This window comes from Marinomonas algarum (assembly GCF_020532605.1).
In the GTDB taxonomy this organism is placed as follows: Bacteria; Pseudomonadota; Gammaproteobacteria; order Pseudomonadales; family Marinomonadaceae; genus Marinomonas; species Marinomonas algarum.
Genome location: NZ_JAJATW010000025.1, coordinates 1 through 13,221 on the forward strand (window position 1 = coordinate 1; position 13,221 = coordinate 13,221).

The window sequence follows — 13,221 nt, forward strand, 5'->3', positions numbered from 1 at the left end:
GAATTGCTTGACGATCATAGAGGCGTTGAACCACCTGATCCCATCCCGAACTCAGAAGTGAAAAGCGCCATCGCCGATGGTAGTGTGGGGGATCCCATGTGAGAGTAGGTCGTCGTCAAGCTTTAAATACGAGAAGCCCTGATAGCATACGCTGTCAGGGCTTTTTTCGTTTTGTACTATTTTTTATGCTGTGACTTATAAATAGCGTGAGAGTTTAAAGTCAGCGCTTTTCAGAAGAAGTGATACAGATGAGTGCTTCGATACTAATAAAATAGGGTTTCAAAGTTTTTACAGAACGTGTATTTTTATTAGTAATGTATTGAAAGAAGAAAATTAAAACATGAGGCAAGGGGACATTTCCGCCGCATCCTTGCAGCTCAGGTTCATCATGAAAGGCGACAGAGCCTCCATCTTGGAGGTAGTGGCAAGTCCTTTTGCCCTCTGTCTGATTTATAATTTAGTATAAAATATGAACGATTACAACCTTAAATGATAAAAAAATGCATTTTTTTAAAAATTTTAAAGTGACATAAAGAGTGGTGCCCCCGAGACGATTCGAACGTCCGACCTTTCGCTTAGGAGGCAAATGCTCTATCCGACTGAGCTACGAGGGCAATTTCATTATTTTATCAGGCGAGTCAGTTAAGTTGAATAGATTTCATCTAATTAATTCAATGAAATTAAGAGGTATTTTAGTAAAGGAGTAGAGTAATCTTTAGCCTTCAGTTTTGATGATAGCCAGTATGGTGAACAACTAAACTAGAACCAGCGACGAACGCTACTACAGTAGCGGTGATAATCATCATTGAATTTTTTGGCCAATATCTCTTCCTCAGGTTTTATTTGAAACTGAGTAATGTATAAAATAAAAGCTATGATTGGCACAAAAGTCCAGAAAGAAGAGAGTAAAAAAGCCCAGCCAATAAGTATGAGAAGAAGGGATAGGTACATAGGGTTACGTGAAAAGTTAAAAATTCCTGTAGCAATCAGCACACTGGATTTATCAGGATGATGAGGATCTACACTAGTTTTACACTTAAAAAAACACCAAATGGACGTAAGTGCAATTGCCATTGCAAGTAGCCAAATGACTAGGCAAATTGTGAGTCTCCATGGAGTAAGTTGCATTTGAAAATCGGATAGTGCGAACATGCAAAATCCTGATGCTGCAAAGATAATTGGTGGTGGGACTTTAAGTGCTAACATATTATTCCTTAAATATTTAAGCGCGCCCTAATGTGTGTTTACTGCTTATTGGGTGGGTTGATCCCTTTGCTGTATAGACTTTGTTTTTGCTGCTATGGCCTTGAAGTAGCTCATAAAGAGACTTGTTTCGTTTTTGAAGAGTGTTTAATACTCTAGCATTGGTGTTGTTTTTTATCTTACAAGCTTTTAAAAGGGTTTCACACTCTTGCATTAATAGGCGAACGTTATCTAGAGAGCTATCTTGAAGTCCTAGCCAGTGTTTAAACGCCTCTTCTGAAGGGGCTTTTTTGTCAAAGATGCCGAATTTGATTAAAATCTTAGTGCGTTTGTCGTTAAGTTGATTCATTTCATCGAGCAGTATCTGCTTTTTTTTAGCGATTTCGATGATAACTTCACTATTAAGTTTTCCATAGGCAGTGCGCTCTTCATCCAAAATGGATGAGAGCTGATGCAAAATTTCTTTATTTCTTTGGAAAATAGGAACGACAGGAATCATAAGGCAGCTGTGTGACGGCTCTATAGTGTTTGCTGTGGATTAGAACAATGAGTCCATCGAAGACATGTTACTCGCTAATTTTTGAGTATCTATCTTATACTCTCCAGCAGCGATTGCATTTTTTATTTGCTCTACTTTGTCCATATCAACGTCTGGTAACTCACTGATTCTCGTTTGCTGGTTCTGTAACGTTTGAGCCGTACCACTGAGTTTCACGGTGTCTTCTGCTAATGAGCCACTATTTTGTACAGAGCTCTGTTTTGTTGCCGTTTTGTTAGAGAGGCTTTCTTGCTGAAGCCGCTCATTCTTGTTGACTGCGCCTTGGTTTGATAGACCTGTAAATTGTATTGCCATTGGGTTTTCCGCCCTTTTAAGATTTGCCTGTCTATGATGTCGGCAAGCTAGAGAGAAACTTTAGTCAAAAGCCTTATAAAAGTCGATTATACGTTGTAATACTACGCGAAGTTAATAGTTTACAAGAACCTCACTGCTGGATACAACTTTAGCATATACGATTCGATCGGAGCTGGTATTTTTAACTCTTATTTGTTGGCCTGCCGTTCCATTTTCTAATGCAACGCCATTCATTTTTACAACAATGTTGCCGCTACTTGCTGTAATCAAGATGGCATCACCTTTTATTATGAGGTTTGGCTGGTCTGTTAGGTTGTCGGTGATAAAAGTGTTAATACGCAGATTTCGTGACGCTATTAGTCCATAAGGAGGATTTTTTTCTGTATAAACATGGCCTCGTAAGCCAGAAACTTCGACTTCACCAATGTCGGTATTTGTTAGGTTTATTTCTTGGCCGCGGTTAATGGGTGTGCGAGCTCTTATCGCTGATATTTTAATGGACTGAGTGATAGGAATGTAAGACTTCCAAACAGGCATGTCACAACGTATTTCATAGTTGGTTCGTCTTGTTGTGCCTGGTCTCTGATTGCGGATTTCAAGCGTTTCACTTTGACAAGTTGGTAAATAATTGAGCGCGGCCAAATTGTTAAGGGATATCTCTATTTCAGCGTCAGGGTAAAGCGCTATTAACCTTGGCTTTTCAACCTGTTCAATGAATTGGTTGATCTGCTCTTCAGTGTCTAGTGCAAAAACTGACGTTGATGTTATAACAAAAAAGGCAACGATGAGCCTTGTGGTGAGCATGATGCGTTCTCTTTGGTGATTATTGCAATGTTCCAAACAAGATAGTTAGTAAAATCCCATAAATCACTTTATCATTGGTTAATATATATTAACAATTCTGAGGTGAACCCTCAGAACAAAGTGAAGAAATTTTGGAGGCGTATATGGCTGGAGTTTTAGACACAGTTAACCAACGTACACAGTTAGTAGGCGAAAATCGGTTAGAACTGCTTTTATTCCGCCTTAATGGTAAGCAAATTTACGGCATTAACGTCTTTAAAGTGAAAGAGGTTCTACAGTGCCCAAAACTTACCACTATGCCGCACAGCTCACCTGTTGTTCGCGGTGTTGCTCATATCCGTGGCGGCACGATTCCTATTCTAGACTTAGGACTAGCGACGGGTGCGACGGGTATGGAAAACATCAGCCAATGTTTTGTGATCATTACTGAGTACAACCGTCGTATTCAAGGTTTCTTGGTGCGAGGTGTTGAACGTATTGTTAACATGAATTGGAGTGATATTCAGCCGCCACCAAAAGGATTACTGAATGACAATTATCTCACAGCGGTCTGCCAAGTAGACAAAGAGATGGTTGAAATTATTGATGTTGAGCAAATTTTGTCAGAAGTTGCGCCAACTCGCCAAGACATTTCAGACGGTATTGTCAATGCTGGTGTGACAGAGAACGCACAAAAGCACCATATCCTCATTGTTGATGATTCCTCTGTTGCTCGTAAACAGATTAAACGTTGTATGGAACAAGTTGGTTTCGCAACGACAGTGTTGTGTGATGGACGAGAAGCGTTAGATTTTCTGTTAGAGATGGTTGCAGAGGGCAAAGATGTAACGAAAGAGTTTTCTATGGTGATCTCTGACATTGAAATGCCTGAGATGGATGGCTACACATTGACAACCGCGATTCGTAATGACAGTCGTTTGCAAGATCTATTTATTTTGTTGCATACCTCTTTAAGTGGGGTGTTTAATGAGGCTATGGTTAAAAAAGTAGGTGCAGATGGCTTCTTGGCGAAGTTCCAGCCAGATGAGCTGGCTAGACTGGCAATAGAAACCGTGCATGTGCAATCGGACGAATAAAGCACTTTTTTGTCAAATAGAGTGTTGGATGTATTAGACCTCATTTCTATGGTCTATCACTTATGGAGTTGTGATGCTCAGTACTACAAATGCAATAACGCCGAATGGGTATATGAGGTTCAGGGAGTATCTGCAGAAAGTTTGCGGGATTTCATTGAGTGATAATAAGCAGTACTTAGTTGCTAGTCGTTTAGGGAAGCTGCTAGATAGAGAAGGCTTTTCACGTATTGAGCAATTGGTTGATAAGCTTGAACGAGGAGGAGGTTCAACGCTCAAGGAAGAAGTCATTAATGCGATGACGACCAATGAGACCTTGTGGTTTAGAGATATACATCCTTTCACAATATTAAAGGAAAAAGTACTGCCTGAAATGACGGGCTCACCTCTAAGAATTTGGTCCGCAGCCTCTTCAACTGGCCAGGAGCCCTATTCCATTAGCATGGTTATTGAAGAGTTTAAGGCTGCTCGGCCCGGCGTACTGAAGTCAGGCGAGAGGATTGTTGCAACAGACATTTGTACCAACATCTTAAAGCATGCTAAACAGGGTGAGTACGACAGTCTGGCGATAGCAAGGGGTTTAGGTCCAGACTTACAGCGTCGTTATTTTGATAAGGTTAACGATTCAACCTGGAAAATTAAAGCCAGTATAGGCGCTCGAGTTGAGTTTAAGTATTTGAACTTGATTGATTCTTTTTCTTCGTTAGGTAAATTTGACATCATTTTTTGTCGAAATGTGCTTATTTATTTTACCGTCGATCTCAAGTTGGATATTTTGAAGCGAATGCATGCTTCACTCAAACCAGGTGGTTACCTCTTCTTGGGCGGATCTGAGGCGCTGAGCGGTCTTTCTGATTATTTTGATATCATTCAATGTCACCCTGGTATTGTTTATAAAGCAAAGGCGCGTTAAAAATATCCTCTCCTTTTATCTTGTTGCTATTCATTTTTTCCTCTAAAAGCTCGCACTATTTTACATAGGCGAGTTTTTATCTTTATATCTCACGTTTTCCTTTGCCGCTTTTTGCCGTTTTCACTTTTAATTTTTTAAGTCTTTGAATTGTATGGGTTTTTTTGTTGGCACTATAATTGCTTTGTTAATGTAAACTTATTTATAGCAATCAGTTGAGGGTTCGATGGCAATTTCTTTTGAAAATGCATTTGCTGGGTACGATAAAACGTTACAGTTTCGCAGTGATAGAGCTGCAGTTCTAGCAAATAATATCGCGAATGCCGATACGCCAAATTTCAAAGCGAGAGACATATCGTTTGATTCTGTTTTCAATAATGAAAGCAATAAGCTGTCTCTTTCCAGTACAGATTCAAAGCATATTTCAACTTCTGGTTCTATGGGTGAACCAGCCGGCTTGTTTTATCGCAACGCCAGCCAGCCTTCTTTAGATGGCAATACAGTGGATATGCAGCGTGAGCAGGCTGAGTACGCACAAAATGCTATGCAGTTTGATACAAGCTTTATGTTGCTAGATAGAAAAATTAATGGCATGAAAAAAGCACTTAGTGGGAATTAATAGTTATGTCTCTGAGTAATATTTTTGCGATATCTGGTTCTGCCATGAGTGCTCAAACTGTGCGTCTTAATACGGTTGCCAGTAATATGGCAAACGTAGACAGTGCCGCAAGTTCCGTTGATCAGACTTATCGAGCGCGTAAGCCTATCTTTTCACAAATGATGAACGACAGCATGCAAGAAAATGGTTGGGGGAATGTACGCTCCGACGGCAGTGGTGCCGGTGTGGGTGTTAAGATCGATGGTATTGTTGAGTCAGACGCTCCGCTGCAGCCAAGATATGAGCCAGATCATCCAATGGCAAATGAAGAAGGCTATGTCTTCTATCCAAACGTGAATCCAATGGAAGAGATGGCTGACATGATGTCTGCTTCTCGGTCGTTTCAAACCAATGTGGAAATTATGAACTCAGCAAAAAGTATGATGCAGAAAATGCTCACACTTGGACAGTCATAGGAGCTGACCCATGGCAAATATATCAGACACGAAGGGGTTGGGTGGATTAATTTCCCAATATGGTACGGAATCAGCTAAATCAAAAGCCGGTATTGAAAAGCCAGAAGCGGAAGAGCAAAGCACAGCGTTAGCGGATCAGAATGTCTTTCTTAAGTTGTATATTGAGCAACTAAAAGGACAAGATCCGACCGCGCCACAAGATACCAATGATATGGTCGCACAAATGTCTCAGTTTAGTTCTTTAGAGCGACTCACCAGTATTTCTGATCAATTGGAAAATATGGCGTCATCGTTGACATCGAATCAAGCATTGAGTGCATCAACCTTGGTGGGTAAATCGATATTGATGGAAGGTGATAAGGCTAAATTAGCCGAGGGCACCGATTCAGTAGAAATACGTACCTTGCTTCCAGAAGAGTCGAAAGCGGCAACACTGAAAATATTTGACGAAAGTAATCGCTTAGTTCGCACCGCAGAGTTAAAAGGCAATGATTATAAGTGGGATACGTTGGATAACGAGGGAAAGGTTTTGCCGCCAGGTGAATATCGCCTTGCCGCCTCTTTTGTAAATGAGAAGGGAGAGACATCGGCTCTAAGTACGCGTATTCCAACGCGGATCCAAGGTGTGACCATTAACGGTGAGAATGGTACAGAGCTCAATGTGGAAAATCACGGCAAAATCAAACTCACAAATGAATTAGAAATATTAGGGTAGTTGGAGAGAAAATATGGGATTTAATACAGCGCTGTCTGGCATTAAAGCGTCGGCTGATTATTTAAGTGTGACAGGTAACAACATTGCAAACTCCGATACCACTGGCTTTAAAAAGTCGCGTATTGAATTCGATGATCTCTACAATACCAGTGTGCTTGGTGCAGGAAGTGGTAACAGTATCGGCTCTGGTGTGAGTGTGAGTGGTGTTTCTCAGCAGTTTTCATCAGGGACGCTGTCTTACACAGACAGTAACTTAGATTTGGCTATTGATGGCGGCGGCTTCTTTGTGATTGATGCGGGTGTTACGAATGCTTATACAAGAGCCGGCAACTTCAAGCTAGACGAAGATGGCTTTTTAGTGACTAACTCCGGCAATAACGTTCAAGGTTTCAATGCCGTAGATGGCGTGGTAGGGGGGAATCTTGAAGACATGAAGATTCCTACCGAGCGTATTCCTCCAGAGCCAACCTCTGATATGAGTCTACAAGTCAATTTAGACTCCAAGACAGAGGATGTTCCCCCTGTTATGCGTATGGATTTTGATCCAGCCGATCCTGATACTTACAATTTTACACAGACTCAGGGTATTCAAGATGCAAATGGTGGGTCACATATTGTGACGTATTATTATGCCAAAAGTGATTTGCCCAATACCTATAAAGTACACGCTACTGTCGATGGTAATGTGACGGATGATACTGGCGCAAAATTTTTAGGCGACACCTACGCAACTTACAATTCGGCTGATGGTGGTTTAGATTACAATGGCGACGGTATTGAAGAAGAGCCTTTTCAACTGCTCTACATAGGAAGTACTGAGCCCAATGCTGTGGATATCTCCACTGGTGTCGGCTTGACAGCTCCTCTTACCGTTTCGGGTACTTTAGGTGGGCAGGCGGTTACGTCGACTTTAGCGCCAGCAGATGTCCGTGATTCTCGTATCTCTGGACGAGAAGCTTTTAGCCCCTTAAATCCTGACTCTTACTCCTATGGCAATACACGAACTGTTTATGATTCGCTGGGTGAGGCTCACACACTTGGATACTACTTTATCAAGCAAGGTGAGAATAATACCTACGAGATGCGTGTGACCATGGACGGTGAGGAAACATTCATTGATCCGTTAAGCGGCGATGAGACTCGATATCTGGAGCGTAATACAGCAGTTACCTTTGATGCGGCCGGTAATCTCATGGGGACTTATCGTGGTATTCCGCCTCTTGGCGAGGAAGAGCCAATCAACTTAGAAATAAGAGGTTTAGACCCGACAAATAGAGGGCGAATCTCTCCTCTGGACCTTGGTGGCTCCACTCAGTTCGCTATCGATAACACAGACTCGTTTGAGCAAAACGGTTTCTCCGCGGGTGAGTTGCAAGGCGTTTCGTTTGATAGCGATGGGTTGCTAGTGGCAAACTACACAAACCAACAAACGGCAACACTTGGCCAGTTAGCTTTGGCTACGTTCGACAGCACTGACGGTTTGGTGCCGAATGGGCATACGGCATGGCTTGCGAGTAAGACATCAGGTCCTGCAGACATTGGTCGTCCAAATTCCGGTACGTTCGGTAAAATTGCCGGTGGTGCATTGGAAGAGTCAAATGTAGATCTGACCTCTGAACTAGTGGCATTGATTGAAGCACAGCGTAATTATCAAGCGAACAGTAAGACGTTAGAAACAGAAAATACGGTAACACAGACCATTATTAACCTGCGTTAACCGCTTAAAAGCAGAATAAATACATTAGCCGATGCTGGTTTCAGCATCGGCTTTTTTGTTTTCTTATTGTTTTTTTACGATTTGGTACGGTTTTTGTATTGATTATAGTCATTAGTATTTTTGGCGATAAATCTGTTGGAGGAATCGTAGTGGATAAGGCCTTATATTTAGCAATGAGTGGTGGTGTACAAACCATGAATGCTCAAACGATACATGCGAACAACTTGGCAAACGTAAGCACCACAGGTTTTCGTTCTGACTTTGAGCAGGCTCGTGCCATGCCGGTTTATGGCAATTACCATCCAAGTCGTGTATATGCAATGACGGAAAACCCTGCTACGCGGTACACCCAAGGCGATATGATTCAAACAGGTCGAGACTTAGATGTAGCCGTTGCAGGTGATGGATTTATTGCTGTTTTCGACGAAAACGGCCAAGAGGCTTACACTCGAGCGGGCGACTTTCAGATCAATGCCGCAGGACAGCTTGTAACAGGAAGAGGTTTGCCGGTGGTGGGTATGTCAGGTCCAATATTTTTACCACCCTCTGACAGTATCACCATCATGTCAGATGGCTCTATCTCTATTGTTCCTCAAGGGGGAGCCGGTAATGAGGTGGCTGTATTAGATCAAATTAAATTGGTTAACCCAGACCAGCAGAATTTACGCAAAGAAGAAGACGGTTTAATACACTCCCGAGACGGCCAAATTTTTCAGCCTGATCTGAATGTTACGTTAGCGACGGGTTTTATAGAAAGTAGTAATGTGAACGCTGTCGAAGAAATGACGCATATTATGAATCTAGCACGACGCTTTGAAATGAATGTGAAAATGATGGACTCCATTCGTAACAACGCTGATTCGTCAGCACGCATACTACAAAGAACATCTTAATCGTATTGACACGTTCAATAGTCGATTAACCTAATACGTATTTTTTAAAATTGCACATTCTTTCGTTTAACAACGATTATAAGACAGAGGCGTGATATGAATTCAGCACTATGGGTCAGCAAAACCGGTTTAAGTGCCATGGATAAACAGCTTAATGTGGTTGCCAACAACTTGGCAAACGTTTCCAGTACCGCGTTTAAAAAAGATCGAGCTGTTTTTGAGGACTTGATGTACAAAAATGTTCGAGCGCCAGGTGGCTTGAGTGCTCAAAACTCAGAATTACCGTCTGGTCTGCAGTTGGGAACAGGGGTAAAAGTCGGTGCAACGCAAAAAGACTTTTCTAATGGCGATTATAATATGACAGACAGACAGCTTGATATTGCCATCCAAGGAAAAGGCTTTCTTCAGGTGCTTCAACCCGATGGCACCATTGCTTACACTCGTGATGGTAGTTTACAGCTTAATAGCCAAGGACAAATTGTCACTGCAGGTGGTTTAGTATTAGAGCCTGGTATTCAGGTTGATCGAGGATCTGTTGAAATTTTAATTTCTGAAGATGGTGTTGTGTCAGTGCGTAATTCAGAAGACGCTGACGCCCAACAGGTTGGTGCGATCAATATTGCGACTTTTATTAACCCAACGGGGTTAAATGCAGAAGGGCAAAATTTATATACTGAGACAAATGCGAGTGGTCCCCCAGTTGTTGGAGTGCCCGGCACAGAGTCACTGGGGAGAATTGCGCAAGGCATGTTGGAAGCGTCTAATGTGAATTCGATTGAAGAGCTGGTTAACATGATTACAACGCAAAGAGCCTATGAAATGAATTCCAAAGTGATCTCCTCTGCCGATGGTATGATGAGCTTTGCGATTCAACAGTTATAAGTAGCGTATTAACGATGAATATAAAATTTTCGTACTGTATTTTATTAAGTCTCAGTTTATCTGGGTGTCTTGCATGGGATGTAAACGAGCAAGCAGTCGCCAATGCCGCAGCGGCTGGCGCGGCAAATGCAGTGGTTGATGCGGTTGTGGATGCCGCAGCAGAAGAGAACGAGAACGAAGAAGAGGAGGCAGAAGATGAAGAGGTTGTTGAAGAAGCGCCCCGTAAAGGTTATGTCCCAGACCCTAATGATCCTTTGAATGGACCTAAAATGAGAGCCTCTGTTCAGTCTGATGATCCTTATTACGCTCCTGTGTATCCTAATGGTATGGCGCCTTCGCAGGCCCCAACGGGAGGAATTTATCAGGCCAGCATGGGGGATGTGTTTTTTGGGGATCAAAAGGCAAACAAAGTGGGTGACATCCTTACTATTAATTTAAACGAAACCACCGCTTCGACAAAAGCCAATGCGGCGACGATATCGAAGTCTGCGTCGGCTACGTTAGAAAATCCCACTGTGTTAGGGCAAGAATTGAAGGTGGATACGACATTACCTCAGCAAGGTACGGATTTTTCTGGTAATGCCTCCGCCAATCAAAATAACAGCTTAACAGGTACGATATCGGTTACTGTGTTGAGAGTGTATCCTAACGGCCAGCTAGCGGTTCGTGGTGAGAAGTGGCTGCGTCTCAATCAAGGTGATGAATACATCCGTTTTTCAGGTGTTGTGCGCAAACAGGATATTTCTCCTGATAATACGGTGGATTCTGAACGTGTAGCCGACGCTCGCATTACGTATTCCGGTACTGGTGAAGTGGCGGCAGGCAGTGAACAAGGCTGGGTCAGTCGATTACTGAATTCGAGCAATATGCCGTACTGATTTTTAAGTGCGTCATTTTTTATTTAACAAGTTTTTGTATTCACAGGTGCTCCAATGAAACACATAGTGTTAATGTTTTTACTCTTTGCCTCTTTTGTGGCGCAAGCAGAACGTTTAAAAGACATTGCCAGTGTCCAAGGGGTACGAGATAACCAGCTATTCGGTTATGGTTTGGTGATTGGCTTAAACGGCACTGGGGACAGTACGCCTTTCACAAACCAAAGTTTTGCCAGTATGTTGTCAAAGTTTGGTGTGACCTTACCTGATGGGGTAACGGCTTCTTCGCAAAATGTGGCCGCGGTGTCTTTAACCGCGACCTTGCCTGCTTTTTCAAAGCCAGGTCAAAAAATCGATGTAACAGCGTCTTCTATTGGTAACGCAAGCGCACTTCGTGGTGGCACCCTATTGTTGTCTACGTTGAAAGGGGCAGACGGTGCAGTTTACGCCATTGCACAAGGAAACCTTGTTGTGGGCGGCCTGGGTGCGAATGGTACGGACGGCTCACGAAACTCCGTCAATGTGCCAACCGTTGGTCGAATCCCAAATGGGGCAAGTGTTGAGCGTACTGTTCCAAGCAGTTTTAATACGGGCGATACCTTAACGTTTAACCTTAATCGACCGGACTTCACAACCGCAAAACAGGTGTCAGACAGTATTAATAACCTTCTGGGACCGGGTGTTGCAACAACACTTGATGCAACCTCCATACGCGTGTCAGCTCCTAGAGACCCAAGTCAGCGAGTGACGTATCTATCGATTTTAGAAAATTTAGAAGTCGTTGTGGCAGAAGAGCGTGCTCGTATCGTGGTGAATTCTCGAACCGGTACCATCATTATTGGTCAGCATGTGAGAGTGTCTCCGGCCGCGATTACTCACGGCAGTTTAACGGTCACTATTAAAGAAGTGCCACCGGTGGCCGGGCAAGATGGCACCTTGACCGGAGGAGAGACGATTATTTCTCCCCGTGAAGGTGTGGATTTATCCCCAGGCAGTGGTCGAATGTTTGTTTTTGATCCTGGTGCATCGTTAAACGATATTGTGCGTGCAGTTAACCAAGTGGGTGCTGCGCCGGGTGATGTGATGGCAATACTCGAAGGATTAAAGCAAGCTGGTGCCATCAATGCGGATTTAGTGGTGATATAGGTCAATGATGAATTCTGTTCCATCAAAACAAGATTTTTTTGCCGACTTTTCTTCTTTAACAGATTTGAAAACGCGAGCACAGAAAGACCCTGATGCCGCGGTAAAAGAGGTTGCTCAGCAGTTTGAGTCTATTTTTTTGAATATATTGCTTAAGAATATGCGCAGCTCCAATGAAGCGATTGGTGGCGGCTTATTCTCAAGTGCTCAAACAAAGCAATATCAAGAAATGATGGACTCTCAAATGGCTCAGAGTATGGCCAAGTCCGGCGGTATTGGTTTGTCAGATGCATTAATTCGCCAATATCAAACACAACAGCAGGCCAGTGTGAGTTCACCAGAAGCGAAAGCACGTGGCGACAGTGACTTTTTAAATCAAGTGGCTAAACAAGACCTTGTTAGAATTCAGGCTCTCGCCAAGCAGGCTTCAACCGAGTTCGCTCAGTCTGTCCAGCAGGAGGCCGTTTCTCAATCGAGTGGTACCTCCTCACAGGATATTTCTTTACCATCAGCGGTGTCTGTTGTCTTTGACTCTCCTGATGAATTTGTTCAGCAGCTTTGGCCTTATGCACAAAAAGCCGCGGATCTTCTGGGTGTGAATCCTAAAGCGGTTTTAGCGCAAGCGGCCTTAGAAACAGGATGGGGGAAATTTCCCATTGCAAAAGAAGACGGTACTGCCAGCTTTAACCTGTTTGGTATCAAAGCTGATAATCGTTGGCAAGGCGATCGTGCGGTTGTCAGTACGCTAGAGTTTCGAGATGGTGTTGCAAAACGAGAAAAAGCCGCCTTTCGTGCTTATGACTCTTTCGCGCAAAGTTTTGAAGACTACGCTGATTTTTTATCGACCAGTGAACGCTATCAAGAAGCACTTCGCTCTGGAAAAGACGCAGCGTCCTTCGCGTATTCTTTACAGCAGGGCGGTTATGCAACCGACCCGAATTACGCTCAGAAAATAGATCGTATTGTATCGAGCTCTTGGCTAGATGCGCTGTAAAAACCAATTTTTGATCAGGTAAAGTTTTCAGTTCGATGGTCGATAACATTACCTTAATGATTCTTTTTGTATCAGCAAGAATACC

General features: G+C 43.0%; 15 protein-coding genes, 1 tRNA gene and 1 rRNA gene. 12 read left to right on the plus strand and 5 right to left on the minus strand.

Features of this window, described 5'->3' with window-relative positions; all coding sequences use genetic code 11:
- The first annotated feature begins 6 nt into the window (after positions 1-6).
- Positions 7-121: ribosomal RNA gene (gene rrf, locus LG368_RS13145) — 5S ribosomal RNA — on the plus strand.
- Between the two features lie 416 nt (positions 122-537).
- On the opposite strand, the gene LG368_RS13150 is transcribed toward rrf, so the two are convergent.
- The 5 genes from LG368_RS13150 to flgA form a co-directional block, all read right to left on the minus strand.
- Positions 538-614 (minus strand) — tRNA-Arg (locus LG368_RS13150).
- A gap of 145 nt (positions 615-759) precedes the next feature.
- Positions 760-1,206: a methyltransferase family protein gene (locus LG368_RS13155; RefSeq protein WP_226755188.1), complete on the minus strand. Its 447-nt coding sequence runs from the start codon at positions 1,204-1,206 to the stop codon at positions 760-762.
- A gap of 16 nt (positions 1,207-1,222) precedes the next feature.
- Positions 1,223-1,702 (minus strand): flagella synthesis protein FlgN, encoded by a 480-nt coding sequence (locus LG368_RS13160; protein ID WP_226755189.1) that lies wholly within the window; start codon positions 1,700-1,702, stop codon positions 1,223-1,225.
- A gap of 39 nt (positions 1,703-1,741) precedes the next feature.
- The gene (flgM, locus tag LG368_RS13165; protein ID WP_226755190.1) at positions 1,742-2,056 is read right to left on the minus strand and encodes a flagellar biosynthesis anti-sigma factor FlgM; all 315 of its coding nucleotides are present in this window, start codon (positions 2,054-2,056) and stop codon (positions 1,742-1,744) included.
- Positions 2,057-2,167: 111 nt separating this feature from the next.
- Complete coding sequence (gene flgA, locus LG368_RS13170) at positions 2,168-2,860, minus strand: flagellar basal body P-ring formation chaperone FlgA (RefSeq protein WP_226755191.1); 693 nt, start codon at positions 2,858-2,860, stop codon at positions 2,168-2,170.
- Positions 2,861-3,003: 143 nt separating this feature from the next.
- Here flgA and LG368_RS13175 point away from each other — a divergent pair, with 143 nt between their 5' ends.
- From LG368_RS13175 to flgJ, 11 genes are all read left to right on the plus strand, one after another.
- A complete protein-coding gene (locus LG368_RS13175; RefSeq protein ID WP_226755192.1) occupies positions 3,004-3,936 on the plus strand; it encodes a chemotaxis protein CheV in 933 nt (310 codons plus the stop codon).
- A gap of 73 nt (positions 3,937-4,009) precedes the next feature.
- Complete coding sequence (locus tag LG368_RS13180; RefSeq protein ID WP_226755193.1) at positions 4,010-4,846, plus strand: CheR family methyltransferase; 837 nt, start codon at positions 4,010-4,012, stop codon at positions 4,844-4,846.
- Positions 4,847-5,069: 223 nt separating this feature from the next.
- Complete coding sequence (gene flgB, locus LG368_RS13185) at positions 5,070-5,462, plus strand: flagellar basal body rod protein FlgB (protein ID WP_226755194.1); 393 nt, start codon at positions 5,070-5,072, stop codon at positions 5,460-5,462.
- 5 nt (positions 5,463-5,467) lie between these two features.
- Positions 5,468-5,917 (plus strand): flagellar basal body rod protein FlgC, encoded by a 450-nt coding sequence (flgC, locus tag LG368_RS13190; protein ID WP_226755195.1) that lies wholly within the window; start codon positions 5,468-5,470, stop codon positions 5,915-5,917.
- A 10-nt stretch (positions 5,918-5,927) separates the two neighbouring features.
- Positions 5,928-6,632 (plus strand): flagellar hook assembly protein FlgD, encoded by a 705-nt coding sequence (locus LG368_RS13195; protein WP_226755196.1) that lies wholly within the window; start codon positions 5,928-5,930, stop codon positions 6,630-6,632.
- A 13-nt stretch (positions 6,633-6,645) separates the two neighbouring features.
- The gene (locus LG368_RS13200) at positions 6,646-8,349 is read left to right on the plus strand and encodes a flagellar hook-basal body complex protein (RefSeq protein ID WP_226755197.1); all 1,704 of its coding nucleotides are present in this window, start codon (positions 6,646-6,648) and stop codon (positions 8,347-8,349) included.
- 149 nt (positions 8,350-8,498) lie between these two features.
- Positions 8,499-9,242, plus strand: a complete 744-nt coding sequence (flgF, locus tag LG368_RS13205; RefSeq protein ID WP_226755198.1) for a flagellar basal-body rod protein FlgF — start codon at positions 8,499-8,501, stop codon at positions 9,240-9,242.
- Between the two features lie 96 nt (positions 9,243-9,338).
- The gene (flgG, locus tag LG368_RS13210; protein WP_226755199.1) at positions 9,339-10,124 is read left to right on the plus strand and encodes a flagellar basal-body rod protein FlgG; all 786 of its coding nucleotides are present in this window, start codon (positions 9,339-9,341) and stop codon (positions 10,122-10,124) included.
- 14 nt (positions 10,125-10,138) lie between these two features.
- On the plus strand, positions 10,139-11,002 hold the full coding sequence (locus LG368_RS13215) for a flagellar basal body L-ring protein FlgH (protein ID WP_226755200.1): 864 nt from the start codon (positions 10,139-10,141) through the stop codon (positions 11,000-11,002).
- A gap of 54 nt (positions 11,003-11,056) precedes the next feature.
- A complete protein-coding gene (locus LG368_RS13220) occupies positions 11,057-12,145 on the plus strand; it encodes a flagellar basal body P-ring protein FlgI (protein ID WP_226755201.1) in 1,089 nt (362 codons plus the stop codon).
- Between the two features lie 4 nt (positions 12,146-12,149).
- Complete coding sequence (gene flgJ / locus LG368_RS13225; protein WP_226755202.1) at positions 12,150-13,136, plus strand: flagellar assembly peptidoglycan hydrolase FlgJ; 987 nt, start codon at positions 12,150-12,152, stop codon at positions 13,134-13,136.
- The last annotated feature ends 85 nt before the right edge of the window (positions 13,137-13,221 follow it).